The 26,572-nt window shown below is 54.4% G+C and carries 24 protein-coding genes; 17 read left to right on the top strand and 7 right to left on the bottom strand.

Annotated features, from left to right (window positions below; translation table 11 throughout):
• Nucleotides 1–52 precede the first annotated feature (52 nt).
• The 3 genes from FY046_RS21330 to FY046_RS21320 all read left to right on the top strand — a co-directional run bounded on the left by FY046_RS21330 (nt 53) and on the right by FY046_RS21320 (nt 3,267).
• A complete protein-coding gene (locus FY046_RS21330) occupies nt 53–694 on the top strand; it encodes a helix-turn-helix transcriptional regulator (protein ID WP_133844728.1) in 642 nt (213 codons plus the stop codon).
• 96 nt (nt 695–790) lie between these two features.
• Nucleotides 791–1,198: a hypothetical protein gene (locus FY046_RS21325; protein WP_133844730.1), complete on the top strand. Its 408-nt coding sequence runs from the start codon at nt 791–793 to the stop codon at nt 1,196–1,198.
• Entirely contained in the window at nt 1,195–3,267 is a 2,073-nt protein-coding gene (locus FY046_RS21320) for an FKBP-type peptidyl-prolyl cis-trans isomerase N-terminal domain-containing protein (protein WP_446186463.1), read from the top strand. The genes FY046_RS21325 and FY046_RS21320 overlap by 4 nt, the downstream gene beginning before the upstream one ends.
• A 111-nt stretch (nt 3,268–3,378) precedes the next feature.
• Here the strand turns inward: FY046_RS21320 and FY046_RS21315 are convergent, their stop codons facing one another.
• Nucleotides 3,379–3,648, bottom strand: a complete 270-nt coding sequence (locus FY046_RS21315) for a FaeA/PapI family transcriptional regulator (RefSeq protein ID WP_133844734.1) — start codon at nt 3,646–3,648, stop codon at nt 3,379–3,381.
• Between the two features lie 375 nt (nt 3,649–4,023).
• Here FY046_RS21315 and FY046_RS21310 point away from each other — a divergent pair, with 375 nt between their 5' ends.
• Nucleotides 4,024–4,827 (top strand): winged helix-turn-helix domain-containing protein, encoded by an 804-nt coding sequence (locus tag FY046_RS21310; protein ID WP_446186462.1) that lies wholly within the window; start codon nt 4,024–4,026, stop codon nt 4,825–4,827.
• Nucleotides 4,824–5,306: a hypothetical protein gene (locus FY046_RS21305; RefSeq protein ID WP_133844738.1), complete on the top strand. Its 483-nt coding sequence runs from the start codon at nt 4,824–4,826 to the stop codon at nt 5,304–5,306. The genes FY046_RS21310 and FY046_RS21305 overlap by 4 nt, the downstream gene beginning before the upstream one ends.
• A 67-nt stretch (nt 5,307–5,373) precedes the next feature.
• Here the strand turns inward: FY046_RS21305 and FY046_RS21300 are convergent, their stop codons facing one another.
• From FY046_RS21300 to FY046_RS21280, 5 genes are all read right to left on the bottom strand, one after another.
• Nucleotides 5,374–6,441: a sugar ABC transporter substrate-binding protein gene (locus FY046_RS21300; RefSeq protein ID WP_133844740.1), complete on the bottom strand. Its 1,068-nt coding sequence runs from the start codon at nt 6,439–6,441 to the stop codon at nt 5,374–5,376.
• 25 nt (nt 6,442–6,466) lie between these two features.
• The gene (locus FY046_RS21295) at nt 6,467–7,471 is read right to left on the bottom strand and encodes an ABC transporter permease (RefSeq protein WP_133844742.1); all 1,005 of its coding nucleotides are present in this window, start codon (nt 7,469–7,471) and stop codon (nt 6,467–6,469) included.
• Nucleotides 7,468–8,973 (bottom strand): sugar ABC transporter ATP-binding protein, encoded by a 1,506-nt coding sequence (locus tag FY046_RS21290; RefSeq protein ID WP_446186461.1) that lies wholly within the window; start codon nt 8,971–8,973, stop codon nt 7,468–7,470. Before FY046_RS21290 ends, FY046_RS21295 begins: the two co-directional genes overlap by 4 nt.
• A gap of 292 nt (nt 8,974–9,265) precedes the next feature.
• Complete coding sequence (gene sodA / locus FY046_RS21285; RefSeq protein ID WP_133844746.1) at nt 9,266–9,880, bottom strand: superoxide dismutase [Mn]; 615 nt, start codon at nt 9,878–9,880, stop codon at nt 9,266–9,268.
• A gap of 442 nt (nt 9,881–10,322) precedes the next feature.
• Nucleotides 10,323–11,663 carry an aspartate aminotransferase family protein gene (locus tag FY046_RS21280; protein ID WP_446186460.1) on the bottom strand — a complete coding sequence of 447 codons (1,341 nt, stop codon included), beginning with the start codon at nt 11,661–11,663 and terminating at the stop codon, nt 10,323–10,325.
• Between the two features lie 181 nt (nt 11,664–11,844).
• Here FY046_RS21280 and FY046_RS21275 point away from each other — a divergent pair, with 181 nt between their 5' ends.
• Nucleotides 11,845–12,621, top strand: a complete 777-nt coding sequence (locus tag FY046_RS21275; RefSeq protein ID WP_259152120.1) for a DeoR/GlpR family DNA-binding transcription regulator — start codon at nt 11,845–11,847, stop codon at nt 12,619–12,621.
• Here FY046_RS21275 and fdhD read toward each other — a convergent pair.
• A complete protein-coding gene (fdhD, locus tag FY046_RS21270; protein WP_446186459.1) occupies nt 12,618–13,442 on the bottom strand; it encodes a formate dehydrogenase accessory sulfurtransferase FdhD in 825 nt (274 codons plus the stop codon). The genes FY046_RS21275 and fdhD overlap by 4 nt on opposite strands.
• A gap of 143 nt (nt 13,443–13,585) precedes the next feature.
• On the opposite strand from fdhD, the gene fdnG reads away from it, so the two are divergent.
• The 11 genes from fdnG to FY046_RS21215 all read left to right on the top strand — a co-directional run bounded on the left by fdnG (nt 13,586) and on the right by FY046_RS21215 (nt 26,513).
• Nucleotides 13,586–16,633, top strand: coding sequence for a formate dehydrogenase-N subunit alpha (gene fdnG / locus FY046_RS21265; protein ID WP_166653737.1), 3,048 nt, complete (start codon nt 13,586–13,588; stop codon nt 16,631–16,633).
• A gap of 3 nt (nt 16,634–16,636) precedes the next feature.
• Nucleotides 16,637–17,518 carry a formate dehydrogenase subunit beta gene (gene fdxH, locus FY046_RS21260; protein ID WP_446186458.1) on the top strand — a complete coding sequence of 294 codons (882 nt, stop codon included), beginning with the start codon at nt 16,637–16,639 and terminating at the stop codon, nt 17,516–17,518.
• A complete protein-coding gene (gene fdoI / locus FY046_RS21255; protein ID WP_159338265.1) occupies nt 17,515–18,165 on the top strand; it encodes a formate dehydrogenase cytochrome b556 subunit in 651 nt (216 codons plus the stop codon). The genes fdxH and fdoI overlap by 4 nt, the downstream gene beginning before the upstream one ends.
• The gene (gene fdhE, locus FY046_RS21250; protein WP_159338266.1) at nt 18,165–19,091 is read left to right on the top strand and encodes a formate dehydrogenase accessory protein FdhE; all 927 of its coding nucleotides are present in this window, start codon (nt 18,165–18,167) and stop codon (nt 19,089–19,091) included. The genes fdoI and fdhE overlap by 1 nt, the downstream gene beginning before the upstream one ends.
• Nucleotides 19,092–19,094: 3 nt before the next feature.
• Nucleotides 19,095–19,706, top strand: a complete 612-nt coding sequence (locus FY046_RS21245; protein ID WP_133844765.1) for a glutathione S-transferase — start codon at nt 19,095–19,097, stop codon at nt 19,704–19,706.
• Nucleotides 19,703–21,094: an L-seryl-tRNA(Sec) selenium transferase gene (gene selA / locus FY046_RS21240; protein WP_167863243.1), complete on the top strand. Its 1,392-nt coding sequence runs from the start codon at nt 19,703–19,705 to the stop codon at nt 21,092–21,094. Before FY046_RS21245 ends, selA begins: the two co-directional genes overlap by 4 nt.
• A complete protein-coding gene (selB, locus tag FY046_RS21235) occupies nt 21,091–22,929 on the top strand; it encodes a selenocysteine-specific translation elongation factor (RefSeq protein WP_171149538.1) in 1,839 nt (612 codons plus the stop codon). Before selA ends, selB begins: the two co-directional genes overlap by 4 nt.
• Nucleotides 22,930–22,965: 36 nt before the next feature.
• Complete coding sequence (locus tag FY046_RS21230; protein ID WP_133844769.1) at nt 22,966–23,529, top strand: DNA-3-methyladenine glycosylase I; 564 nt, start codon at nt 22,966–22,968, stop codon at nt 23,527–23,529.
• 114 nt (nt 23,530–23,643) lie between these two features.
• Nucleotides 23,644–24,306 carry an OmpA family lipoprotein gene (locus FY046_RS21225; RefSeq protein ID WP_133844771.1) on the top strand — a complete coding sequence of 221 codons (663 nt, stop codon included), beginning with the start codon at nt 23,644–23,646 and terminating at the stop codon, nt 24,304–24,306.
• A gap of 132 nt (nt 24,307–24,438) precedes the next feature.
• Entirely contained in the window at nt 24,439–25,425 is a 987-nt protein-coding gene (locus tag FY046_RS21220; RefSeq protein ID WP_159338268.1) for a LacI family DNA-binding transcriptional regulator, read from the top strand.
• Nucleotides 25,426–25,484: 59 nt separating this feature from the next.
• On the top strand, nt 25,485–26,513 hold the full coding sequence (locus FY046_RS21215) for a LacI family DNA-binding transcriptional regulator (RefSeq protein ID WP_159338269.1): 1,029 nt from the start codon (nt 25,485–25,487) through the stop codon (nt 26,511–26,513).
• Nucleotides 26,514–26,572 lie beyond the last annotated feature (59 nt).

Below are 26,572 nucleotides of genomic sequence, written 5' to 3'. Positions count from 1 at the left end.
TGCAAGACGTTGATAAGACGTCTCCGGTTAGGGACAACTTCAGGTATTAATCATGCGAAAGAATCACATCACCATTGTCATCCGTGACCCAAATCGCTTTTATATTAGAGGGTTAACGAATTGTCTTGCTGAAAACTTTTCCCTCCGTAACATTCACACTGATTTTACCGATTGTGCTTTTAACAGCAGGGCGAAAATGATCTTCCTGGCGGAAGAATCACTTTCCATCGCCAATATCCATTATTTAAATCGCCGGATGTCGATACGACCGCTTTGTATATTCATTATCAAAAATAGCGATAGTGCTGACGAGCAGCCCGAGGGGATAGCGCACAACATTAGCCATTACACCCCCCTCTATCGCAACCAGTCCGTTGAGAGCATGTTATCGGTGATCAATGAACAACTGGAGCAGCTCAATAGCGTGCGTAGTGCCTTTGTTCAACCGTGTTCAGTGGTTAGCCGTACGGAGACGAATCTGACAAGACGTGAAACCGAGATTCTCCGCTATCTGGCACGCGGCATCAGTAATGGTGGCGTGGCACGCTTCCTCCATATCAGCGAGAAAACCGTCAGCGCACATAAACGGAATATTATGTGCAAACTCAATATGATTCGCCCTGCTGAACTGAACTACTGGTTAATTCAGGAAGGCTGGTGTGAATCCATTCGTACTGGCGACCAATTTCATTAATCCTGGCAGGATGTGATGCAGCGCAAAAATGCGATATCCCGATACCCTATCGTGATGAATCATCATCCGTAAAGTTATTCAATTAGAGTTATTTTTATGATGGCAATTCGTAATACTTCATTGAAATTTATTATCAATATGTTCGCCGTATTGTTTATTTTCTCTCTTTCTGGCTGCCAGACAACATCGCAGAAAATGCGTGCTGCATCAGCGCAATCCGCACACACTGCAAAATACATTAAACAAAATGAGAATCTGAAAAAGTGCCAGGCTCAGCTTCAGGCGCTGAAAGTCGTCAGCCCATCAGAATACATTAGAATGCAAAATGCATTCGACAACCTGATGAACAGCGCAGCTCAATACACTGGCCTGCGAAAAAGCGTTGATGAGAATACTCAGGAAACTGTGGACTCACTTTATCACTATCGCGCAAATCAGCTTTGTGCTCACATTGCACAAACACTGATGGATAGCCTAACCAGCAAAGGTGAAGCACGTCCATGATCGGTAAATATACTATTCCCTTTGCTTTGTCAGGTGCCGCTGCCCTGGTGGTGGCATGCCTGGGTATAAGTAAATTGTACGCAGCAGAACACGAAGCGCCGGCCGTTTTGAACTTTGCTACCTCCTATCTGCAGGAGCAACAGCAGCCACCGCCCAGAGTACCTGAGCCTCCATCTTTGGCCAGGGAACCAGGAAAAACGGTCAAACCTAAGCAAAAGCCGACTTCGACAGCACCTTCCGTAGATCGCGGCCAAATGGCCGCCTTACGACGAGATATTGAGGATAAAACCCGGCAAATCGCTCAAAAAAATGGAGCAATAAACGCGCTTGAAAAGCAGATTGTTGCCCTTAAAAAAACAGCACCCGCCCCTGATACAGCCAATGAACCCCCTCATTTAATCCCTGCCGATAAGGAAGCGATGCTGGATCTGGTGAAGGATTTACGCCAGGTTTTCAGCCTCCATCCAACGCAAAACTCGCTGGTGACAAAATTAGCGCAAGCAAAAGATCAGCTTAAAGAGGTTCAGCTTGCTGAAGCCGCCCTGCGCAGCCAGCTTAAAGCGATTAACGATGGTAAGGATCGCATCGTCAGCGCGCATGAAGAGGGATTAAAACAGCAAATTGAACAGTACAACGCCAAGATAACCGAGCTGGAAGCACACCTCTCTTCCAGCCGCCAGGATATTGAGAAGATCACCGCTGAGCGCGACGGCATCGCCGCTAAAGAGCAGCAATTAGCAGCTGAAAATACCGCGGATAAACAGGCGTTTGATAAAGAAAAACAGCAGCTTCTGGACCAGATCGCCCAGGGCAGCCCGGCCGAAGCCCAGCTTGCCGCCAGCATAAAAGAGCAGCAGGCACTGCAGCAGCAAATTGAACAGCACAACGCCAAGATAACCGAGCTGGAGGCGCACCTCTCTTCCAGCCGCCAGGATATTGAGAAGATCACCGCTGAGCGCGACGGCATCGCCGCCAAAGAGCAGCAATTAGCGGCTGAAAATACCGCGGATAAACAGGCGTTTGATAAAGAAAAACAGCAACTTCTGGACCAGATTGCCCAGGGCATCCCCGCCGAAGGCCAGCTTGCCGACAGCGTGAAGCAACAGCAGGCGTTGCAGCAGCAGCTTTCCGAGGCACAGCAATTGAAAACGGCGCTGCAAGGCGATAAAGATAAGCTACAAGCACAGTTAACCGAGAGCCAGCTCATAGCGAAATCACTACAATCGAAGATGGACCTGGTGCAGTTACAGCAACCAGATCCTGTTGTCGCCGCTACCGGTACGGCACCCGAAGGAACGTCGCCAAAAGAAGGTCATCAGGACAACGATAAGAAACTCCCGGAACTTCAGGCCAGGTTAGAGGCAGCATTGGCCGAACTGGCTTCAGTAAAAAGCCAGAAAGTAGAGGTGAAAACCACCAGTCAACTGCCGGGTATCACGCCAGAACAGCTGAAGAAAAAAAGTGCTCGTGAAGGCTACGCTATTGGCATGTCTCTTGGCGATGAGATTTTGCAAATGCAGCAAGACAATAATAACTGGGGTACGGCAACAGAGAAAAATCTTGTGCTGGCCGGAATCGTTGATGCCTTTAAGGGGCAGGCAAAATTGTCTACTGATGTACTACGAGATACTTTATTGGAAGTCAGCAACCGGGAGAAAAACGATCAGGAAAAGTTAGTCACTCATTTAGATGAAACCACTAAGAAGTATTTAAATAATTTCACTAAAATGAAAAAAACGAAAAAATCACCGTCCGGATTTTGGTATAACATCAGTTATGCAGGTGATGCACCAATACCAAAGAATGCCACTCTCGATGTCGTCGTGAAGGAAAGCCTGACAAATGGCGTTGTCGTCACCGATATGGATTCTAGCAATACTATGCTAACTCAGCCGATAGCTGACTTCCCACCGATTTTCCGTGAAGCATTACAGAAATTAAAAAATCATGGTTCAATTACCATCGTCGTACCGCCAGAACTGGCATATAAGGATAAAGGTTATCCACCTAAAATCCCGCCAAATGCCACGATAATTTATGACCTAAGAATTGCTGATATGTACCCATGACATGCAGGAGTTCAATCATACGTTGGCGGGGGAAGAAATTGACATCTTGCACGATAATGGGATTAAAAAAAAGTGCATCCACTGAGAGAGTGGATGCACCATAATAAAAAATCACACCTTGAAAGAATCTGTTTTATTCCAGTACAAGCTCTTGCTATTTTCTTTCCTGGTTGAGGTGATTACACCTTCTCTCTCGAGTTTTATTAAAATATGCCTGGCATTATAAATGCTCAATTCAGACCGATCAGCAACATCTCTTGTGCTGGCAAAGACAACGGACGAACTGGTAGAATCTTTCTCTTCAAAGAAATCATGCAGTGCAGTTATTACCTTATCAACTGATGCTCGTCTTTGAATGGTTTTAGCCATTGATTCACTCATGTTTTTGCTCCTTATGATATAACCGGCTCCTGCCGAGTAAATATGTGATAAAACTAGACCCTGTAAATTCACAACGAAGCCATGATAATACGCAACCACATTAAACAAAACTTAATATCAATTATTAAATATAGCCAAAATTAAAAACCACAAAAACGCAAATTTAAAGAATAAAAGACTAGTTTAACCTCTTTTTGGTAAAACCATTAAATCAATCACCTGTAACAATTAATCTTAATATTGTATTAATAATAAAAAGTAAATGTCGGCACTTAGCAGAACACCACCCTGTGCTTACGGGGTAAACATTGACATCCCTGCTTAGGATTAAGATAATCAAAGAGTAAATAATGGAATATACTTAAAAAGTAAAAAATGGACTATTTTATTAATCAGATCATCCATTTTGACTCAATAAATGGATTACTTAAACTTATCGATAATGATAATTCAACCATACAACTTTCCAGGCCTGGTTCAAGACTTTTGACTGAACTCATTACGCATTGTGGTAAAACAATGACACGTGAAGAGTTACTTCGTTTAGTATGGGAAGAACATGGCCTTAGACCTTCAGGGAGTAATTTAAGCAACCATATCAGCCTGCTGAGAAAGACATTTTCACAGCTTGGAATGACTGAAAACATCATTATTACTATACCCAAGAAAGGGTTTCGCCTGGATGCAGAGACGACATTCACCAGGTCTGATCATCATTCTGATAATGACTCCATTACAAAAATGACAAACCCGAATGAGATTTCACCTTCTATTGTGTCTGAGTCTAACAAGTGTGCGTTAAAATCTAAAATTAAGAAAATGCGTTTAGTTTCAGCGATCGTCATCAGTCTTATTTTTATTTCTCTTATCTTAATTCGTTACTCATTCAATTCAGGAAAAGCGGATTTTATCAAAATAGGAACATGTCAGATCCTGGATTTGGCAGGGGATAAAAACAAAAACAGAGTAGAAAAACTAAAGATATTAGAGTTATTGATCAATAAAAATAAGATCGACTGTAAAAAAAGCAAAAGCACCATCTACTTTAGGTTTAACAATTTCTTTCCAAAGAAAGAGTACGAACAGAGCGCTATTTTTCTTGCTCAGTGTCATCAGAACAGAAAAAACAGGCTCACATATTGTGAGAGTTACCTTTCAGCCACTATAAAAAAACCATGAGAAATATTATTTTAACCAGCGGAGCTATCATTGTTTTAATGGTCATTTACTTCATCAGTTTCTCCTGGAAAAAGGCTGATCTAGATAAACCCCAACTGAGTATTTCATGCAAAGGGAACGTGAATTTTGATCTTGTCAGACCCACTTCCACGGTCGCAATGAAGGGGAGTATCAGCCTGACCACGTTGGGTGAAAAGCGGCTGGCCTTGGAGTTTTCGGGCCATTTGCTCACTGAACAAGGCCACTTTACCCTCAGCAGAACGCTGATGATGGACTACCTCTATCATCCGGAAAACCACATTCTGGAGCTGAACTATGCGAGCAGTCATGTCAGAGATATTGATACCGCGCCGGAGGATGTTTTCTTTCATGCCATCCTGCAAAGCCACTTGTCCATTGTGAAACTGTCCCAGTTCAGTGATAACGCACTGCTGATCTCAGATACCAACACCCCGCTGTATGTCTGTATTGCACAGTAAGAAGGCATAAAAAAAGGCTTACCCACTCACGCAGATAAGCCGTTAATTTATTCAACTACGAAGAGAATTACTTCTTCGCGTATTTCGCTTCCAGGGTAGCGAACCACGGTGCAACGAAATCGGTTGATGTGCCCCAGCCTGGGATGATTTTATTCAGGTTAGCCACATTGACCGCTCCGGTCTGGGTAGCCAGCTGTTGCTGAGAGATCGCTGATGCCGTGAACTGATACGTTGCCGGCGTAGTTTCACCGCCAATCTTGTTCGCCACCAGGCGCATATTCGTTGCACCAATCAGCTTGCTGTCGACAGCCACTGTCTGTTTCCATGGGCTGTTCTTCTCATGCATCAGTTGCAGATCCTGGTTCGACACATCGATGCTGTACAGCTTGATCTCGGTACGGCCATTTTCCTGCAAGGCTTTATACGCGCCCTGGGCAAAGGCATCCCACGAGCCCCAAATCGCGTCAATCTTACCCTTAGGGTACTTCGCCAGGATGGCACCAATTTTGTTGGCCGTATCCCCCTGCACATCGGAAGACACCGCACCAATGGACTCCAGCTGATGAATGCCCGGGTTGGCTTTCAGCACTTTCTCATAAACAACCTGACGACGTTCCATTGCCGGGAAGCCTGCGACCCAAAGCTTGACGATGTTAGCTTTCCCGTTGGTATCTTTTACCAGCTGATCGAGGGAGAGCTGTGCCAGAGAAGCATCGTCCTGCGCCGTCACGGTTACGCCATCGATCGGCTGGTTAACTGGGGTATCAAACACAGAGACTTTGATTCCAGCATCGGTGATGCGTTTAACCAGCGCGGTAGAGTAAGGATCTTTGCCGTGAGACAGGATAATCCCGTCATATTTCTGGCTGATAGCCTGATTCACAAAGTCCTGGAAGCGCGCGTCGTCACCGTTGCTGAGGAAGGTGCTGACTTTAAAGCCCAGCTTACGGCCTTCCTGAATGGCACCGGCAACAAACTGGGTGGTGTTATCGTCAGATCCGAGGTTGCGGATCACCGCAATACGCACCGGCCCTTCGTGGTTGGCGATGGCCGCCGGAACGGGGATATCTGCAGCGATGGCAGGCAATGCAGTCAGCAGGCTCAGAGCCAGCAGCGATGTCGTGATTTTTTTCATTATTATTTTACCCTGTCTGAAAAGATTACGCCTGACGGCGCTGTACGTAGGTAATGGCCAGCGCAACCGCCAGCACCAGGCCTTTAATGATGTCCATCGCGTAATAAGGCACGGACAGCATCACCAGACCATTTTGTAATACACCGAGGATCACTGCGCCGAGCAGCGTACCCAGCGCGTTGGGTTTTCCAGCACCCGCCAGCGACAGACCAATCCAGGCCGCTGCCACCGCATCCATCAGATACCCGCCACCGGCGTTCACCTGCGAGGAACCAATACGCGAAGCCAGCAAAATACCGCCAAGCCCCGCCAGCAATGCCGAAATAACATAGGCCAGCACGCGATAGCGCGTGGTACGGATACCCGACAACCTGGCGGCTTCCGGGTTACCGCCAATGGCGTACATACGGCGACCATGTTTAGTCAACGACAGCAGCAGTTGTGCCACCACCGTCACCGCCAGCATCACAATCACAATAATCGGCACCTGGCCCAGCAATGAGAACACTGCCGGGATCGTGCCTTCGGCCATATCGCCGCTTGGCAGCACCATGTTCTCGGTAATCGAACCACCGAAACTGTAGGTCATCGCCACACCCTGCACCACAAACAGGCTGGCAAGCGTGGCCAGCATGTCAGGGATTTTCAGCACCACGATCATAAAAGCATTAAACAGACCGACCAGGGTACAGAGCAGTAGCGTCAGGGCAATCGCCTGCGTCGGGCCGAATCCGTACCAGACAAACAGGGAGATCACCAGCGAGTTCGCCAACGAAGCGGTCGACCCCACGGACAGATCGAAACCGCCGATAGTCAGCGAAATCGATACGCCAATGGCAATCACCGTAACAATAGCAATTGAACGCAGGATATTGATGATATTGGTCGGTTCCAGGAAGCTGTCTGAGGCCAGACCAAAGCCCGCGATCAGCGCCACTACTGTCAGCAACATTCCCCACTTATAGAGAAAATCAAATAGCTGGTGCCGGACGGACGGTGCCGCCTTCAGGGAAATTTCTTTGCTGCTCACGCAGGCGTTCCTCCGGTGGAATAAAGTAAAAGTGTTTCTTCATCGACGTCATTTGCCGCCATTTCCGCCACAATGCGCCCGTCCCACAGTACGCAGATGCGGTCGCACAGGCCAACCAGTTCCGAAAATTCGCCCGAGGCGTAAATCACCCCTTTTCCCTGGCGGGCCAGCCCGTCGATCAGCTCGAACAGGTCGGTTTTGGCCTTAATATCCACGCCTTTGGTCGGTTCATCAAAAATCAGTACATCAGCGTTATTACGCAGCCATTTGCCAATAGCCACCTTTTGCTGATTTCCCCCGGACAAGCGACGCAGCGTCTGCTTTGGCCCGGTGGTGCGGATGCCCAGTTTGCCGATGACGTCTTCTGCCCAGCGCCACGCCTGGCGGTGACCAAACAGGCTCCAGCGTGAAAAGCTATTATCCGCCGTCACACTGAGGTTCATCACTACCGATTCTTCAATAAAGATGCCCTCTTTGCGGCGTTCTTCCGGGATCAGCGCCATGCGGTTATCTACCGCTGCATGTGGGGACGAGGGTTTCCACGGCTTACCGTGCAGTTCGCCATGCTGAACCCGGCTTTTACTGGCACCAAACAGCGCCTTACAAAGCTCCGTTTTTCCTGCGCCAGCCAGCCCGGCGATACCGAGGATCTCGCCTTTTTTCAGCGTCAGGCTGATATCTTTTAACAGGTGTTCATCATGCAACCCGGTAATGTGCAGCAGGGTTTCCTCACTGAACGGCGGACGCGATGGCGGATAAATATCATTGAGCTGATGACCCAGCATCTTCTCAACAATTTGCTCACCACTTAATCCCTGCATCGGGCCGCTTTCAATCAGTTCACCGTCACGCAGAACCGTCAGTCGATCGCAGATGGCATTCAGTTCGTGAATACGGTGGGAGATAAACACTACGCCAATACCCTGGCTTTGCAGCTGGCGAACCACGGCGAACAGCTTTTCACTTTCGTTTTGGTCGAGAGGGGCGGTTGGCTCATCCAGCACCAGAAAACGGCAGTGATGTGACAGCGCACGTGCCAGCAGGATCTGCTGTTTTTCCGCCAGCGTGCACTGTTCCACCTGGCGCTTCACGTCAATCTGCACATCTAACCGCGCCAGCAGTGCCCGCGCCTGACGGCGCATCTCGCCCCAGCGATAAAGCTGGCCACCTTCAGCCAGACGGTCGAGCATGATGTTTTCCGCCACACTCAGGCCGGCGACCAATGCCACATCCACTTCCTGTTGGACCAGGTGGATACCCAGCTGTTTTGCATCACGTGGAGAACGGATAGAGACGGGCTGACCATCCAGCAAAATCTCACCACTGTAGTGATCGTATGCGCCCGAGAGCACCGCCATCAGCGTAGATTTTCCGGCACCGTTGGCTCCGGTCAGCGCATGAATGGAGTGCCCTTCCAGAGTGATGTCGACGGATTTAAGCGCCGAAAAACCGCCAAAAGCGATGGAGATCTGGCGCATTTCAAGGCGATTTATCGCGGTCATGGGCGTGTTTTCTCAAGCTCAATAAATTAAGGGGTGCGCCGCATTTTTTAATGGATTGTCACGGCAGGCAACGATTGAAAGGGCATAAGCTAACACAAAATGTTATTAGCCATCCAGATGTCCAGACACTACAGGGGTAAGCGCTGGCATGGCGCTGATAACCAGTGGAAAAACGGGGAATATTTACCAGATGCATTGTTGTTATGCTGCACCAAAGCGGACGCGGCCAGAAGTCAGAGATAAAAAAACCGGCGAACAGGTCGCCGGTTAGGATCATCGATAACTGAGGAGATTAAGCCGCTTTGAAGTTCTCTGCTGCTACGTCCCAGTTAACCACGTCCCAGAACGCCTTGATGTAGTCAGGACGTTTGTTCTGATATTTCAGGTAGTAGGCGTGTTCCCACACATCCAGACCGATGATCGGCGTACCGGATGCGCCAGAAATGGCTTCGCCCATCAGAGGACTGTCCTGGTTAGCCGTAGAAACGACGGCCAGCTTGTCGCCTTTTTTGACCAGCCACGCCCAGCCAGAACCGAAACGGGTGGTTGCCGCTTTTTCGAATTCTGCTTTGAACGCGTCAACGCTGCCGAAATCTTTCTCGATGGCTGCTTTCAGGTCGCCGCCCAGAGAGGTGCCGGTTTTCAGACCTTTCCAGAAGAAGCTGTGGTTAGCGTGGCCGCCAGCGTTGTTACGCAGTGGGCCTTTTTTGTCCGCAGGCAGTTGATCCAGTTTAGCAATCAGCTCTTCAACGGGCAGATTAGCAAACTCAGTCCCTTCCAGCGCGGCATTCGCGTTGTTCACATAAGCCTGGTGATGCTTAGTGTGGTGAATTTCCATGGTCTGCTTGTCAAAATGCGGTTCCAGTGCGTCATACGCATAAGGCAGGGATGGCAGTGAATAACTCATGTTCATCGTCTCCATTCAGATTATGGGCGGCGCTCGCTGTTCAGCACCGCGTAAGCAGTCGGATCATTATAGTTAAATAAATGATCGGGAAAAGGGATATCAATGCCCCGATGTTGATAAGGGTATAGATGACAGCAGGCGGGACAGCGTGGTTATATCTTTTACCTGTCGTGTTACAACCAAATGATCTAAGCGATTGTTTCGTCAGCCAGGGCGAGGCATGCCTCGCCCCTACGGGCAACATAGCGGGGTCCGGCGTGCCACAACCCTACGCCGATCCCGGTTACCCCGTAGAGCCCGACCCGTTCACCCGGCAACCCCCGCAGGAGTCAGGCAGACCCGACCCATTCACCCGGCAACCCCCGCAGGAGTCAGGCAGACCCGACCCGTTCACCCGTTCACCCGGCAACCCCCGTAGGGGTCGGGCATGCCCGACCCGGGGTTAACGCCCCAGTGCCGCCAGTGATTTATCCAGCGCACCTACCAGCCAGTCGATATCGCTTTCCTGGAACGCCAACGGCGGGCGTAATTTCAGAACGTTCCCATACGGTCCTGCCACTGAAGTGAGCACGTGGTTATCACGCAACATCTCGGTGACATCCAACGCCAACTGTTTATCCGGCGTTTTGCTGGCTTTGTCTTTCACCAGCTCAAAGCCGATAAACAGACCCGCACCGCGCACATCTCCCACGCACTCATACTTATCCTTCAACGTGGAGAGTTCCGCCAGCAGTTTCGCCCCCACCACGCGACTGTGCTCCTGCAATCCTTCTTCTTTGATCACTTTCAGCACTGCCTGCGCCGCGGCCATCGCCACCGGGTTGCCACCAAAGGTATTGAAATAAGGTATCTCATCGCTGAACGCGGCCAGCACATCGCTTTTCGCCAACAGGCCAGACACCGGGATCCCATTACCCATCGGCTTGCCGGTGGTGATCACATCGGGCACCACATCGTGACGGGCAAAGCCCCAGAATGCCTCACCGGTACGGGCAAAACCGGGCTGCACTTCATCAGCAATAAAGATGCCGCCGTTTTTGTGCACCACGTCTATCGCCTGCTTCAGGAAGCCTTTTGGCCCCGGCAGCACGCCGTCGGAAGAGAAGATGGAATCCGCGAGGAAACCGGCAAATTTAATGCCGTGCGCCGCCATATCATCGATCTGTTTTTGAATTTCGCCGGCAAACCAGGCACCGAGGTCCGGGGCATCCACACGGTAGCGATCCGGCGGCAGCACCAGACGGGTCGTTGCGGCCAGCGGCTGACCGCTGCCGAGCGCCGGAGAAACACCGGAAGTGAGGTCGCTGGTTCCATGATAAGACTCCTGAGTGACGATAATCCCGGTGCCGCCGCTGTAAGCACGCGCCACGCGAATCGCCAGGTCATTGGCCTCGGAGCCAGTGCACATATACATGGCGCGGTCGATTTCCACAGGTGCCGTCGCCAGCAGCTGCTCGGAGTAGTCCAGGATGGCTTCATGCAGATAACGAGTGTGGGTGTTCAGCTGGTTCATCTGCTGATACACCGCATCAATCACCGCCGGGTGACAATGGCCGATGCTGGCGACGTTGTTGTACACATCCAGGTATTTATCCCCGGCGGCATCCCACAGATACTGCCCTTTCCCGCGGACCAGATGCACCGGCTTACGGTAAAACAGGCGGTAAGACTCACCCAGCACCTTGCTGCGCTTGTCGGTCAGCTTACGCACATCCGCATCCAGGCCGTCGGCATGCTCGGCGCGGAAACTGTTGGTATCCATGATGGTTGAACGTGTGGCCATAATCACTCCCGTTGCAAAATTGAGGTTTGCCTGGTGACAGGCAGTCAGCAGTGTCTGACCTTTATCATGGCAACTTTTACGTCAAATGCAACAAAATACACAAATGCAATAAAATACACATGCAGAGCGCAGCATTGTCGGTTAGGCTATGTCGGTGAGTTATCGTCAGGAAATCAGACCTATGCTGCAGGAAACACGCTTACATCGCATCCGGGCGCTACTGAACACCCTCAACCAGGTGAGTACCGAACGGATCATTAAAGAGCTGGGGGTTTCGCGTGAAACTGCCCGCCGGGACATTATTGAACTGGAAGCGCAGGGGCTGGCGAAACGGGTCCACGGCGGCCTGGTGGCGCTGAATGCCACACCGGAACCACCGCTGACAGTACGCAGTTCCGTGATGGCGAAAGAGAAACGCGCTATCGCACGCGCGGCCGCACAGCTGTTGCAACCCGGTCAGACCGTGTTTCTGGATGCCGGAAGCACCACGACCATGCTGGCCGAAGAGTTGCGCTCAATGTCCGGGCTGACCATTATCACCAACAGCCTGAACGCAGCTCTCAAACTCTGTGCCGCAGAAGAACATGAAACGCTGAATAATCAGGTGATCCTGCTGGGTGGCAATATGCTGGCCGGGGCGCAGGAGACGCGCGGGGAACTGACCGTGGGTGAGATCTATCGCTTTCGCGCTGACGTCGCGGTGCTCTCCCCGGTCGGGCTGGACGCCAAACACGGCGCCAGTAGTTTTCAGCCACACGAAGCGGCCATTGCACGCGCCATGGCGCGGCAAGCCGGGCGGCTGATTTTGCTGGCCGATCACAGCAAACTTGGCCTGAACAGCCGCATGAATTATGCCAGCATTGAGCAGGTCAGCGCGCTGGTCACCGACAGCAGCGCGGCCACCCTGCCTGCGTTCTCCGCCTTACAGCAGGTGCTGCCGCAGGTGGTTCTGGCTTAAATTAGCCGCTGCGGATGCGTATAGACCGTTGCCCGCCCCGGTTTACTGAAGCCCACCAGCGTCAGATTACAGCGCTGCGCCACCTCCACCGCCAGCTGCGTCGCGGCTGAGACGGCAAACAGGATCTCCACGCCGCACATCGCGGATTTCTGCACCATTTCATAGCTGGCGCGGCTGGACACCAGCACCGCGCCCGCAGCCGGAGGCACTTTACTGCGCATCCCCAGCAGTTTATCCAGTGCCACATGACGGCCGACATCTTCACAGCCGAGGCTCAGTTCTCCCGTGGGTGTCACCCAGGCCGCAGCGTGGGTACAACCCGTCAGCTGGCCGACCGGTTGAAAATCCTTTAGCTGATGCAGTGCATGATCAAGGTATTGAAAATCAAAATCTTGCGTAAACGGCAGCGGCTGTACTGGCTTGCCGATCTCGGCCAGTTGCTCCACGCCGCAGACACCACAACCGGTGCGCCCGGCCATCGCCCGTCGCTGCTCTTTTAAGGCAGCAAAGCGGCGGCTGGACAGTTCAACCTGCACTTCAATCCCCTGACAAACCGGCACGACGTCAATACCAAAAATATCGGCCGGGGAGGCAATAATGCCCTCTGACAGGGAAAAACCAACGGCAAATGCCGCGAGATCTTTCGGCGTCGCCATCATCACCACATGCGAGATGCCGTTGTAGACCAGTGCAACGGGCACCTCTTCTGCCAGCCAGTCCGGCTGCGCCTGCTGTAGCGCATCGCGCTGCCAGACCGAAATCTGACGTATGCCTGAGTCTGGTGGCAAACATCCCTCTTTTTTGTGCTGTTCTTCGCTCACTGAAATCCACTCCGCTCATAAACCACAACAATATTGTGGTATTATTTCACACTGTACACGCTAAAAAACCACCTGCGCTTATTGTGAACCACTCACCCGGGTGCAGCAAAATTAATGACCAATGTCGAACCAGGAATGACGCCATGAAAGTCAGCAGAAGACGATTTTTTAAAATTTGTGCGGGAGGAATGGCAGGCACGACTGCCGCCGTCCTCGGCTTTACGCCGACCGCCGCGCTGGCAGAAAGCCGCCAGTACAAATTGTTGCGTTCCCGTGAAACCCGTAATACCTGTACCTACTGCTCGGTGGGCTGTGGCCTGCTGATGTACAGCATGGGTGACGGTGCGAAAAACGTGAAAGAGCGTATTTTCCATATAGAAGGTGACCCGGACCATCCGGTCAGTCGTGGTGCGTTGTGCCCGAAAGGTGCCGGATTACTCGACTTTATTCAGAGTGAAAGCCGCCTGCAATACCCGGAATATCGCGCTGCCGGTTCCGATAAATGGCAGCGCATCAGCTGGGATGATGCCTTTAGCCGTATCGCCAGGCTGATGAAAGATGACCGCGATGCCAATTTCATCACCCGCAATAAAGACGGCGTCACCGTCAACCGCTGGCTCAGTACTGGCATGCTGTGCGCTTCGGCCTCCAGCAATGAAACCGGTTATTTAACCCAGAAAATGACCCGTTCGCTCGGCATGCTTGCCGTCGACAACCAGGCGCGCGTGTGACACGGACCTACGGTAGCAAGTCTTGCTCCAACGTTCGGTCGCGGTGCGATGACCAATCACTGGGTCGACATCCGCAATGCGAATCTGATTATTGTTATGGGTGGCAATGCCGCTGAAGCGCATCCGGTAGGATTCCGCTGGGCGATGGAAGCCAAAATCCATAACAACGCCAAACTGATCGTTATCGATCCGCGCTTTACGCGTACGGCATCGGTGGCTGATTTCTATACGCCTATTCGTTCCGGCACCGACATTACCTTCCTGTCGGGGGTGCTGCACTATCTGATCGAACACGATACCATCCAACATCAATATGTTGCGGCGTACACCAACGCCAGCCTCATCGTGCGCGATGATTTCAGCTTCGACGACGGCCTGTTCAGCGGCTATGACCCGGAAACCCGCAGCTATGACAAAACCAGCTGGCACTATGCGCTGGATGAGCAGGGCTTTGCGCAGCGTGATACAACGCTGACCCATCCGCGCTGCGTCTGGAACCTGCTGAAAACCCACGTCAGCCGCTATACACCGAAAGTAGTGGAAAACATATGCGGTACTCCGCAGAAAGACTTCCTGCACATTTGTGAACTACTGGCCGCCACCAGCGCGGCGGACCGCACCGCCACGTTCCTGTATGCACTGGGCTGGACGCAGCACTCCGTCGGTGCACAAAACATCCGCACGATGGCGATGATCCAGCTGCTGCTGGGCAACATGGGAATGGCAGGCGGCGGCATTAACGCCCTACGCGGCCACTCCAATATTCAGGGACTGACCGATCTCGGCCTGCTTTCCCAGAGCCTGCCCGGCTATATGACGCTGCCTTCAGACAAACAGCCCGATCTGGATCATTACCTTGCCGCCAACACGCCAAAAGCGCTGCTGCCCGGCCAGGTCAACTACTGGAGCAACTATCCGAAGTTCTTTATCAGCATGATGAAAGCGTTCTACGGCGATAAGGCCCAGCAAGAAAATCAGTGGGGGTTTGACTGGCTGCCGAAGTGGGATAAGGGCTACGACGTGTTGCAGTATTTCGAGATGATGCATCGCGGCGAGGTTAACGGCTATATCTGTCAGGGCTTTAACCCGCTGGCGTCCTTCCCGCATAAACAGAAGGTGGCATCGTCACTGGCAAAACTGAAGTTCCTGGTGACCATCGATCCGCTCACCACCGAAACCGCCAGCTTCTGGGAAAATCACGGCGAGTTTAACCACACCGACCCCGCGGAGATTGGCACGGAAGTGTTCCGCCTGCCGTCCACCTGCTTTGCCGAAGAGAACGGGTCGATTGTGAACTCGGCGCGCTGGTTACAGTGGCACTGGAAAGGGGCAGACGGGCCGGGAGAAGCGCGCAACGACGGTGAGATCCTCGCGGGAATCTATCTACGCCTGCGCCAGCTTTACGCAGAAGAAGGGGGCGCGCTGCCTGAGGCCGTCCTCAACATGAGCTGGGACTATCAGACCCCTGATTCCCCGGCGTCGGAGGAAGTGGCGCAGGAAAGCAATGGCCGTGCACTGAACGACCTGCTGGACGACAAAGGCAATGTGCTGGTGAAAAAAGGTCAGCAGCTTAGTAGCTTTGCCCAGCTACGCAGCGACGGAAGTACCGCCAGCGGCTGTTGGATCTTCGCCGGAAGCTGGACGCCGGAAGGTAACCAGATGGCACGCCGCGATAACAGTGACCCTTCCGGGTTGGGCAATACCCCCGCCTGGAGCTGGGCATGGCCGCTTAATCGCCGCATCCTTTACAACCGTGCATCTGCCGATCCGCAGGGCAAACCCTGGGACCCGAAACGCCAGCTGCTGCACTGGGACGGCGCTAAATGGGTCGGGCAGGACATTGCCGATTACAGCACTGCACCACCGGGCAGCGATACCGGGCCATTTATCATGCAGCCGGAGGGAATGGGACGACTGTTTGCGCTGGATAAAATGGCGGAAGGACCGTTCCCCGAGCACTACGAGCCGTTTGAAACACCGATTGGCACCAACCCGCTGCATCCGGCGGTCGTCTCCAACCCGGCGGCCCGCGTGTTCCCGGGCGATCTCAACAATATGGGCAAGGCCATGCAGTTCCCGTATGTCGGCACCACCTACCGTCTCACCGAGCATTTCCATTACTGGACGAAACATGCGCGGCTTAACGCCATCGCGCAGCCGGAGCAATTTATCGAAATCGGCGAAACGCTGGCAGGCAAGCTGGGCATACGGCACGGTGATCGGGTCAAAGTCAGTTCGCAGCGCGGCTACCTCAAAGCCAAAGCGGTGGTCACCAAACGCCTGCGCACCCTGACCATTGACGGTAAACAGGTCGATACCATCGGTATTCCGATTCACTGGGGCTTTTTGGGCGTGGCAAAGAAAGGCTTCCTCGCCAATACCCTGACGCCGTTTGTCGGTGATGCCAATACGCAAACGCCAGAGTTCAAGGCGTTCCTGGTCAATGTGGAGAAGGTGTAAACGATGGCTTATCAATCACAGGATATCATTCGCCGTTCGGCAACGAACGACCTGACGCCTCCCCCGCAGGCGCGTGACCACCAGCAGGAGGTGGCCAAGCTGATTGACGTCACCACCTGCATTGGCTGCAAAGCCTGCCAGGTGGCCTGTTCCGAATGGAACGACCTGCGCGATGAGGTCGGCAGTAACGTCGGGGTGTATGACAACCCCGCCGATCTGAGCGCCCAATCCTGGACGGTGATGCGTTTTTCCGAAGTGGAGGAGAACGGTCGGCTGGAGTGGCTGATCCGTAAAGATGGATGCATGCACTGCGCGGACCCGGGCTGCCTGAAAGCCTGTCCGTCGGAAGGGGCAATCATTCAGTACGCTAACGGCATCGTCGACTTCAAGTCTGAGCAGTGCATCGGTTGCGGTTACTGCATTGCTGGCTGCCCGTTCAACGTGCCGCGCATCAACCCGCAGGATAATCGGGCGTATAAATGTACGCTGTGCGTCGACCGGGTCAACGTGGGCCAGGAACCGGCCTGCGTGAAAACCTGTCCCACTGGCGCCATTCACTTCGGCAGTAAAGAGGCGATGAAAACACTGGCGGCAGAACGCGTTAGCGAACTCAACACGCGCGGTTTTGCCAACGCCGGTCTGTACGATCCGGCGGGCGTCGGCGGCACCCATGTGATGTATGTGCTGCATCATGCGGATAGGCCCACGCTCTATCACGGGTTACCGCAGGCTCCGGCTATCAGCCCGGCGGTCACCTTCTGGAAAGGCGTGTGGAAACCGCTGGCCGCACTGGGCTTTGCCGCCACGTTTGCGGCAGCCGTGTTTCACTATGTCGGGGTGGGACCAAACCGGGCCGAAGAAGAGGATGAGGAGGAAAATCCATGAAACCACGTCAGCGTATTCAGCGCTACAGCGCACCAGAACGGCTTAATCACTGGTTGATGGCATTCTGTTTTCTTCTCGCGGCAGTGAGCGGATTAGGTTTTTTCTTTCCCTCCTTTAACTGGCTGATGAACATCTTCGGCACGCCGCAACTGGCGCGCATCCTGCATCCCTTTGTGGGCACCGTGATGTTTATCACCTTCCTGCGGATGTTTTTCCGTTACTGGCGGCACAACCTGTTCGACAGGCAGGACATGATTTGGATGAAAAACATCCATAAAATTGTGCAAAACAAGGAAGTGGGCGATACCGGGCGCTATAATTTCGGACAGAAGTGCGTATTCTGGGCTGCTATCGTCAGCTTAATACTGCTGCTTGCCAGCGGCATTGTTATCTGGCGGCCTTACTTTGCCCCTGCTTTCAGTATTCCGCTGATCCGTGCCGCACTGGTGGTGCATTCTGTTGCGGCGGTGGTGCTGATTGCGGTGATTATGGTGCATGTCTATGCCGCCCTGTGGGTAAAAGGCACGATAACCGCGATGGTCGAAGGCTGGGTCACCACCCGCTGGGCCAAAAAACACCACCCGCGCTGGTATCGTAGCGAGCAAGAGCAGCAACACCGGCAAAAACAACAGGAAAAAGGCCCCTGATGACCATTCGCATTATCCCGCAGGACTCGCTGGAGAAAAGCGATCTGATGACGGCGGAGACCATTCCGCCGCTCCTTTTCCCCCGGCTAAAGCAACTCTACAGCCGCCGAGCTGCGCGTTTGCGCCAGCTGGCGGAGAAAAATCCGCTAGGTGACTACCTGCGCTTTGCGGCGGTGATCGCCACCGCACAGGAGATCGTTCTGTATGACCATCCGCTACAGATGGATCTACGAGGGCGCCTGGAAGAGAGCGCACGTCTGGGTAAACCGCCGCTGGATATCAGCACCCTGCCGCGCGACGCGCACTGGCAACGACTGTTGCATTCGTTGATCGCCGAGCTGAAGCCGGAGATGACCGGCCAGGCACTCTCCGTGCTGGAAAACCTGGAGAAGGCCTCCGTCTCCGAACTGGAAGCCATGGCCAGTGCGCTGTTCGCCAACGAGTTCGCCCAGGTCAGCAGCGATAAATCCCCGTTTATCTGGGCTGCGCTGTCATTGTACTGGGCACAGATGGCGGCACTGATCCCAGGAAAAGCACGGGCAGAAGCGGGTGAACAACGTCAGTTTTGCCCGGTCTGCGCCAGCGTGCCGGTTTCCAGCGTGATTCATATGGGCAGCCCCCAGGACGGCCTGCGTTACCTGCACTGCAATCTGTGTGAAAGCGAGTGGTATGTCATGCGCGCCAAATGCAGTAACTGCGAACAAACGGGCGATCTGCATTACTGGTCGCTGGACAGTGAAACGTCAGCGATTAAAGCCGAAAGCTGCGGCGACTGCGGCACCTACCTGAAGATGCTGTATCAGGATAAAGACCCGGCGGTTGAGCCGGTCGCAGACGATCTGGCGTCGCTGATCCTCGATGCACGTATGGAGCAGGAGGGCTTTGCCCGCAGCAGTCTGAACCCCTTTTTATTCCCCGGAGAGTAGGCAATGAAGCTGATCGGCAATTACACCAGTCCGTATGTGCGCAAAATCTCCGTGATGCTGCTGGAAAAGGGCATCACCTTTGAGTTCGTCAATGAGTCTCCGTGGCACGAAGGCAGCCATGTCAAAGACTATACTCCGCTGGGGAAAGTCCCGGCGCTGGTCAGTGATGATGATGACGTGTGGTACAACTCGTCGATTATCGCCGCTTACCTGGAACTGCTGCATCTCGACCCGGCCTTTTTGCCCGTCGATCCGCGCGCCCAGCTTGCGGTCCGCCAGCTGGAAGCGCTCGCCGATGGCGTCTGTGATGCCGCGCTGTTGATCGTGCGCGAACAGCAGAAAGATCCGGACCAGCAATCCACCAGCGAAATGCTGCGCCAGCGCGATAAAATTCAGCGCGGGCTGGATGCGCTGGAAGCGGCCGCAGTGGAAGGTAAATGGCTGAACGGTTCACAGATCTCGCTGGCCGATATCGCTACCGCCTGTACGCTCGGTTATCTGAATTTCCGCCGCGTGGCACCGGGATGGAATGTGAACCGACCTTCGCTGGTCAAGCTTGCCACTACCCTGTTTCAGCGCGACAGCTTTGCCCGTACGGAGCCGCCAGCAACCTGAGCCTGCCGATGAAAATATTGTTCAGCCAGCTTCCCTCTATTGACAGCCTGTTACGTCAGGCTGAATTTCAGGTGCTCAGCGATCGCTGGGGACACCGCCAGCTGGTCACCCTGCTGCGTGAGTTACAGCAGCAGGCCCGCCAGCATATTCAGCAACACCAGCAGCTTCCTGACTGGTGCCACAACTGGGCACAACACGCCAGCCAGCGGCTGGAGCAAACAGGCAGCAGCGGGCTGCAATCGGTGCTGAATCTCAGCGGTACGCTGTTGCATACCAATCTCGGGCGAGCGTTGCTGTCCGAGCCGGCCGTTGACGCGGTGACCCGCGTAATGCGCTCGGCGGTAACGCTGGAGTACGCGCTGGATGATGCCGGACGCGGCCACCGCGATCGCGCGCTGGCCGACCTGCTCTGCCAGCTAACAGGGGCAGAAGACGCCTGCATTGTGAATAACAATGCCGCAGCCGTACTGCTGATGCTGGCAGCCCTGGCACCGGGTCAGGACGTGGTGGTATCACGCGGTGAACTGGTCGAAATTGGCGGCGCGTTCCGCATTCCCGATGTGATGACTCAGGCAGGTTGCCGGCTGCGCGAAGTCGGCACCACCAACCGCACCCATCTGAAGGATTATCGCGAAGCGGTGAACAGCGATACCGCGCTGCTGATGAAGGTGCATACCAGCAACTATCAGGTGCAGGGCTTTACCAAAGCGGTCAGTGAGGTCGAACTGGTGGCGCTGGGCAACGAATACAATCTGCCGGTCATCAGCGATCTCGGCAGTGGTTCGCTGATTGACCTGACACAGTATGGGCTGCCGCCGGAACCGATGCCGCAGCAGATGATTGCCGCAGGCGTCAGTCTGATCAGTTTCTCCGGCGATAAGCTGCTCGGCGGCCCACAGGCAGGCATTATCATCGGCAAAAAAGCGCTGATTGCCCGTCTGCAACAGCACCCGCTGAAGCGCGCACTGCGGGTAGACAAAATGACCCTGGCAGCGCTGGAAGCCACATTACAGCTCTATCTGCACACGGAGAAACTGGCACAGCAGCTGCCAACGCTGCGGCTGCTGACCCGCACACAGTCCGAGATCGCCCATCAGGCGCAGCGGCTTTTACCTGTACTTCAGACCGCACTGACGGGGCTGTTCCTCGTAGAAATAGCTGACTGCCTGTCACAAATTGGCAGCGGTTCGCTGCCGGTTGAACGGCTGCCGTCCGTGGCGCTGACGCTCACTCCGACGAACGGCAGCGGCAGCACACTGCAGGCACTGGCAGACAGGCTCCGCACCGGTGACGTCCCCATCATCGGGCGTATTCACAGCGGTCGTCTGTGGTTCGATCTTCGAACACTGGAAGATGACGCGCTCTTTATCAGGATGATGACGTCATGATTATTGCCACGGCTGGCCATGTTGATCATGGAAAAACATCACTGCTTCAAGCCATTACAGGTGTGAATGCCGATCGCCTGCCGGAAGAAAAATCCCGCGGCATGAGCATCGATCTAGGCTACGCATACTGGCCTCAGCCCGACGGGCAGACAATCGGCTTTATTGACGTTCCCGGCCATGAAAAATTCCTCAGTAATATGTTGAGTGGTATCGGCGGTATCGATCACGCTCTGCTGGTCGTCGCCGCCGATGATGGCATCATGCCGCAAACCCGTGAACATCTGGCGATCCTGCAACTGAGTGGCCAGCCTGCGCTGACCGTCGCCGTGACCAAAAGCGACAGCGTGGAACCCGCACAGCGTAAGGCCGTCGATCAGCAGATCCGCCAGCTAACCCGGCAACTTGGCTGGGAAAGCGTCGCCCTGTTTACCACCAGCACAGTCAACGGGGAGGGCATTGCTGAACTGAGCCACCATCTGCGCCAGCTGCCCGAACGCCCTCTGTGGCAGGATCAGGCCTTCCGTCTGGCGATTGACCGGGTGTTTAACGTTAAAGGGGCAGGCGTGGTGGTAACGGGCACTGCGTTGTCCGGTGACGTGCGCATCGGTGATTCCCTGTGGCTGACCGGCATGAATAAACGGGTGCGGGTGCGCAATCTGCATGCCCAGAATCAACCCGTGGAACAGGCCCACGCAGGGCAACGCATCGCGCTGAATCTCAGCGGTGGGGTGGAAAAAGCGGAAGTCAGTCGCGGCGACTGGCTGCTGACCACCGCTCCCGAACGGCCCTGCGGGCGGGCGATCGTCAGCCTTCAATCCCATCAACCGCTGCATCAGGGTCAGTCACTGCATATTCATCATGCAGCCAGCCATACCACTGGCCGCATCTCGCTTCTGGACGATCGTTTTGCCGAGTTGCTGTTTGACAACCCGCTGTGGCTGGCCGGTGATGACCGGTTAATCCTGCGGGATATCAGTGCGCGCCAGACGCTGGCCGGGGCGAGAATCGTGCTGCTGGCCCCGCCGAAGCGAGGAAAACGCCAGCCCGCGTTCCTCGACTGGCTGCACCAGTTGGAAAAAGCCGCCAGTCTTGAACAACGGCTGGAACGGCTGTTACAGCCCCATCCCTGGCGCATGGATGCACTCCACTGGTTTTTTCAGCGTAACGGAGAGGCCATCACTGCCTCACTCAATAGCGCGACGTTTATACAGGCCGCCGATTATCTGCTGCTGAGGCAAACCCAGCGAGAGTGGCAGTCAGAGCTGCTCAGCACGCTGGAAAATTATCATCAGCAACACGGCGACCGTCCGGGTATTGGCCGCGATCGCCTGCGACGTCTGGCATTCCCTGGTCAACCCGCGGAGCTGGTGCTTGCACTGACGGACCAGTTGATCGCTGCGAAGCAGATGATTAACAATCGTGGCTGGCTGCACCTGCCCGATTTCCGTATCCGTTTTGATGACCGGGAGGCTGCGATCTGGCAACAGGCAGAACCCCTGTTCGGCAGCGAGGCATGGTGGGTGCGCGACCTGGCGGCGCAGCTGGGCTGCGATGAGGAGCTGATGCGCCAGACGCTGCGTAAAGCGGCGCAGAGCGGTGCCATTACCGCTATCGTTAACGATCGGTACTACAGTCATACGCAGCTGACCCGCTTTGCTGGTCTTATCTTTCAGCGTGCTGAAACAGGCCTGGGCACCCGCGCCGGAGACTTCCGCGATCAGCTGGGCACAGGCCGGAAACTGGCGGTGCAGATCCTCGAGTTTTTCGACCACTGTGGCTTCACTCAGCGCAAAGGCAATGAACATTTATTGCGCGACAGCCAGATGTTCCGCTAGAATGCTGGATAAATAACCAGTAAAGGGAAGAGTACAATGCAACGTTGTGGCTGGGTTTCTGCAGATCCGTTATATATCGCCTATCACGATACGGAATGGGGCGTGCCTCACACCGAAACGCAGGCGTTATTTGAAATGATCTGCCTGGAAGGTCAGGTGGCGGGATTATCCTGGCTGACCGTACTGAAAAAACGCGAAAACTATCGTCGCCTGTTTCATCATTTTGATGTCCGGAAGGTGGCGGCGATGAACGATGACGATATTGAGCGGCTCATGCAGGACAGTGGCATTATCCGCCACCGGGGGAAGATCACGGCGATAATGGCTAACGCACGTGCGCTGTTGGCAATGGAAGCCGCCGGAGAAGACTTTAAAACGTTTATCTGGAGTTTCGTTGATCATCAAACTCAGGTCAGCCGTTTTACTGACTATCGCTCTGCCCCCACCACCAGCGCCATCTCGGACGCTATGTCAAAAGCACTGAAAAAGCGTGGCTTCAAATTTGTCGGTTCCACCACCTGTTACTCCTTTATGCAGGCCTGCGGGCTGACCAGTGAACACACCACGACCTGCTTTTGCCATCCCGATAACAATAAGTAGCTTTCACTTACAAATTTGGGAATAAGCCTACGTATTTCCCTCTCATTTCATCGGCATAATGATCGCGTTTACGGGCAATTTTGTCCACTTGCTGCGAATGAGAGGGATCCCCTGATGAAGAAGAAAAGCGTCATTACACTTGCCCTGGTGCTGTGCGGCACCCTGAGCGTGGCGGGCTGTACTACCAACCCTTACACTGGCGAACGTGAAGCGGGTAAATCCGGTATTGGCGCGGGCATCGGTGCCGCGTTGGGTGCAGGCGTTGGCATGCTCTCCTCGTCGAAGAAAGACCGGGGTAAAGGCGCCTTGATCGGTGCTGCTGCCGGAGCGGCTCTGGGCGGTGGTGCAGGTTATTACATGGATGTTCAGGAAGCCAAACTGCGCGATAAAATGAAAGGCACCGGCGTGAGTGTGACGCGTAATGGCGACAATATCGTGCTGAACATGCCAAACAACGTCACCTTTGACAGCAGCAGCAGCACGCTGAAACCCGCGGGTGCCAATACGCTGACCGGCGTAGCGATGGTGCTAAAAGAGTATCCAAAAACCGCAGTTAACGTCATCGGCTACACCGACAGCAGCGGCAGCCGTCAGCTGAACATGACGCTCTCCCAGCAGCGTGCTGATGGCGTAGGAAGTGCACTGATCACTCAGGGCGTTGCGGGCAACCGCGTGCGCACTCAGGGAATGGGGCCTGATAACCCTATCGCCTCGAACAGCACCGCAGAAGGTAAAGCGCAAAACCGTCGCGTTGAGATTACCCTCAGCCCGCTGTAAGCATCTCACTACCCGGCACGCCCTGCCGGGTAGTTATTCCTGTTTTTGAGAATAATTGCGCTATATCGTAGTGAGCTTTACCAATGTGTGCTACCCTGCGCAGAAATTGATCACCCACACGCCGCCGCACACATGTCACTCAAAGCCATCGCCAGCGCACTCGGCCTCTCCGTTACCACCGTCAGTCGGGCTCTTAATGGCTATGACGACGTGGCAGAAGAGACGCGTCAGCGAATTCAACAAGAAGCCAGACGGCGCGGATATCGCCCGAATGCTGTCGCACGCCGCCTGAAAACCGGACGCACCAATGCCGTAGGTCTGCTTTTTCCCGTCACTCCCCTGCCGTTTAACGATATTAGCTTCGTCGAAATGATGGGCGCCATCGCGCAATCGCTTGCGCAGTCCGATGTTGATCTGCTGATCATTGCCGACGATACCCATGACGACCATCGCGGTATGCAACGAATGCTGCGCACACACTGCGTGGATGCGCTGATTGTTGCACACACTGCGCGACACGACAGTCGCCTGATTAAACTGCAACAGCTGGGCTTCCCGTTCCTGGCGCTGGGCCGCAGCGAGCTGGCCTCCCCTTATGCCTGGTTTGATTTCGATAACTACGCTGGGCCAGCCCTGGCCGTTGCGCATTATGCCGATGCCGGACTGCAACGCTTCGCTTTGCTGGGCAGTCATCACGATCAAACCTTTGTTGACCAGCGCCGCCAGGGATTTCTTGATGCGCTGGCGCTACGCGGCCTGGCTCAGGATGCATGCTGGCGGATCGAGCCGACCCGCCGGGAAGGCTATCGCCTGACCCGTCAGTTGCTGGCACAGCCGCAGCGCCCTCAGGTGATCATCACCGACTGCAATATGCTGGGTGACGGCGCAGCCATTGCCCTGCGGGAAGCAGGTTTCCTCACGGGCCCGCAGCGCGTTGAGCTGGTGGTCTACGATGGTCTGCCCGCGGATTCAGTGATCGCCGATCCGGTCACCAGTATTGTTCAGGCCACGCGCCCCGATGTCGGTCAACAGGTGGCAGAGATGGTACTGAAGCTGATTGAGGGAGAAGACGTCAACACGTTACAAGTGTTGTGGCAACCGGCGCTGAAACTGCCCTGATGCTGCCGTCGGGCGGCAGTTGTGGTAGGCTCGCGCAATCATCACCATCAGGGAACATCATGAATCGTAAGGCCGCGAAAGCCACCATCAGCGATGTCGCTAAAGCCGCGAACACCGGGAAAACCAGCGTTTCGCGCTATCTTAACGGTGAACTCAGCGCACTCTCCATCGACCTCAAAACACGTATTGAACAGGCCATCGCCACGCTCAATTATCGCCCCAGCCAGATGGCTCGTGGCCTTAAACGCGGACGGACCCGGCTTATTGGCCTGATTATCGCGGATATTACCAATCCCTATTCGGTGAATGTGTTGAGCGGCATTGAAGCAGCATGCCGCGCCAACGGCTTTACCCTGCTGATGTGTAACACCAATAACGAAGTGGATCTCGAAAGACACTACCTCAACCTGCTTAACAGCTATCAGGTGGAAGGGATTGTGGTGAATGCGGTCGGCATGCACGAAGAGGCGCTAAATCAGCTCCAGCAATCGCTGCTGCCGATGGTGTTGATCGACCGTAAAATCCCGGATTTTGACTGCGATGTCGTCGGCCTGGATAACCGCACGGCGGCCCTGATGGCCACGGAACATCTGCTGGATAAGGGATACCAGGCCGTGCTGTTTATCAGCGAACCACTGGGCCTAGTGAACACCCGACTGGAGCGTGTGCACAGCTTCCGCGAGCGTATGGCACAGCATCCTGATCTCGTGGCTGAACAGGCTGAAGTTGCCCTCGGCGACGGTGAGCGTCTGGAAACGGTACTCCATGCGTTTTATCAGCGCCATCATGCGGCACCCTGTGCGGTTATGGTCGTCAATGGGGCGCTGACACTTCAGGTTGCCCGCGCACTGCGCCATCTGGAGCTCAACTGGGGCGAGCAGATCGGCCTGCTGGGCTTTGACGAACTGGAGTGGGCCGAACTGGCCGGTGTCGGCATCACGACCCTGAAACAGCCCACCTGGCAGATAGGGTATGCAGCCCTGGAACAGGTGCTGAAACGCGTTGGCGGTGACGATGCTCCCCGCCATGAACAGGTGTTCAGCGGCGAACTGATTGTACGTGGATCAACGCAAAGGCTGACGCGCTAAAACAACGATGATCCTGCCGCCTTGGCCACCCGGCAGGATCCCTCATCGACCCCACCTCG

This window comes from Erwinia sp. 1181_3 (assembly GCF_052824965.1).
The sequence above is the reverse complement of the archived record's forward strand: the minus strand, read 5'-3'. Positions and strand labels throughout refer to the sequence as shown.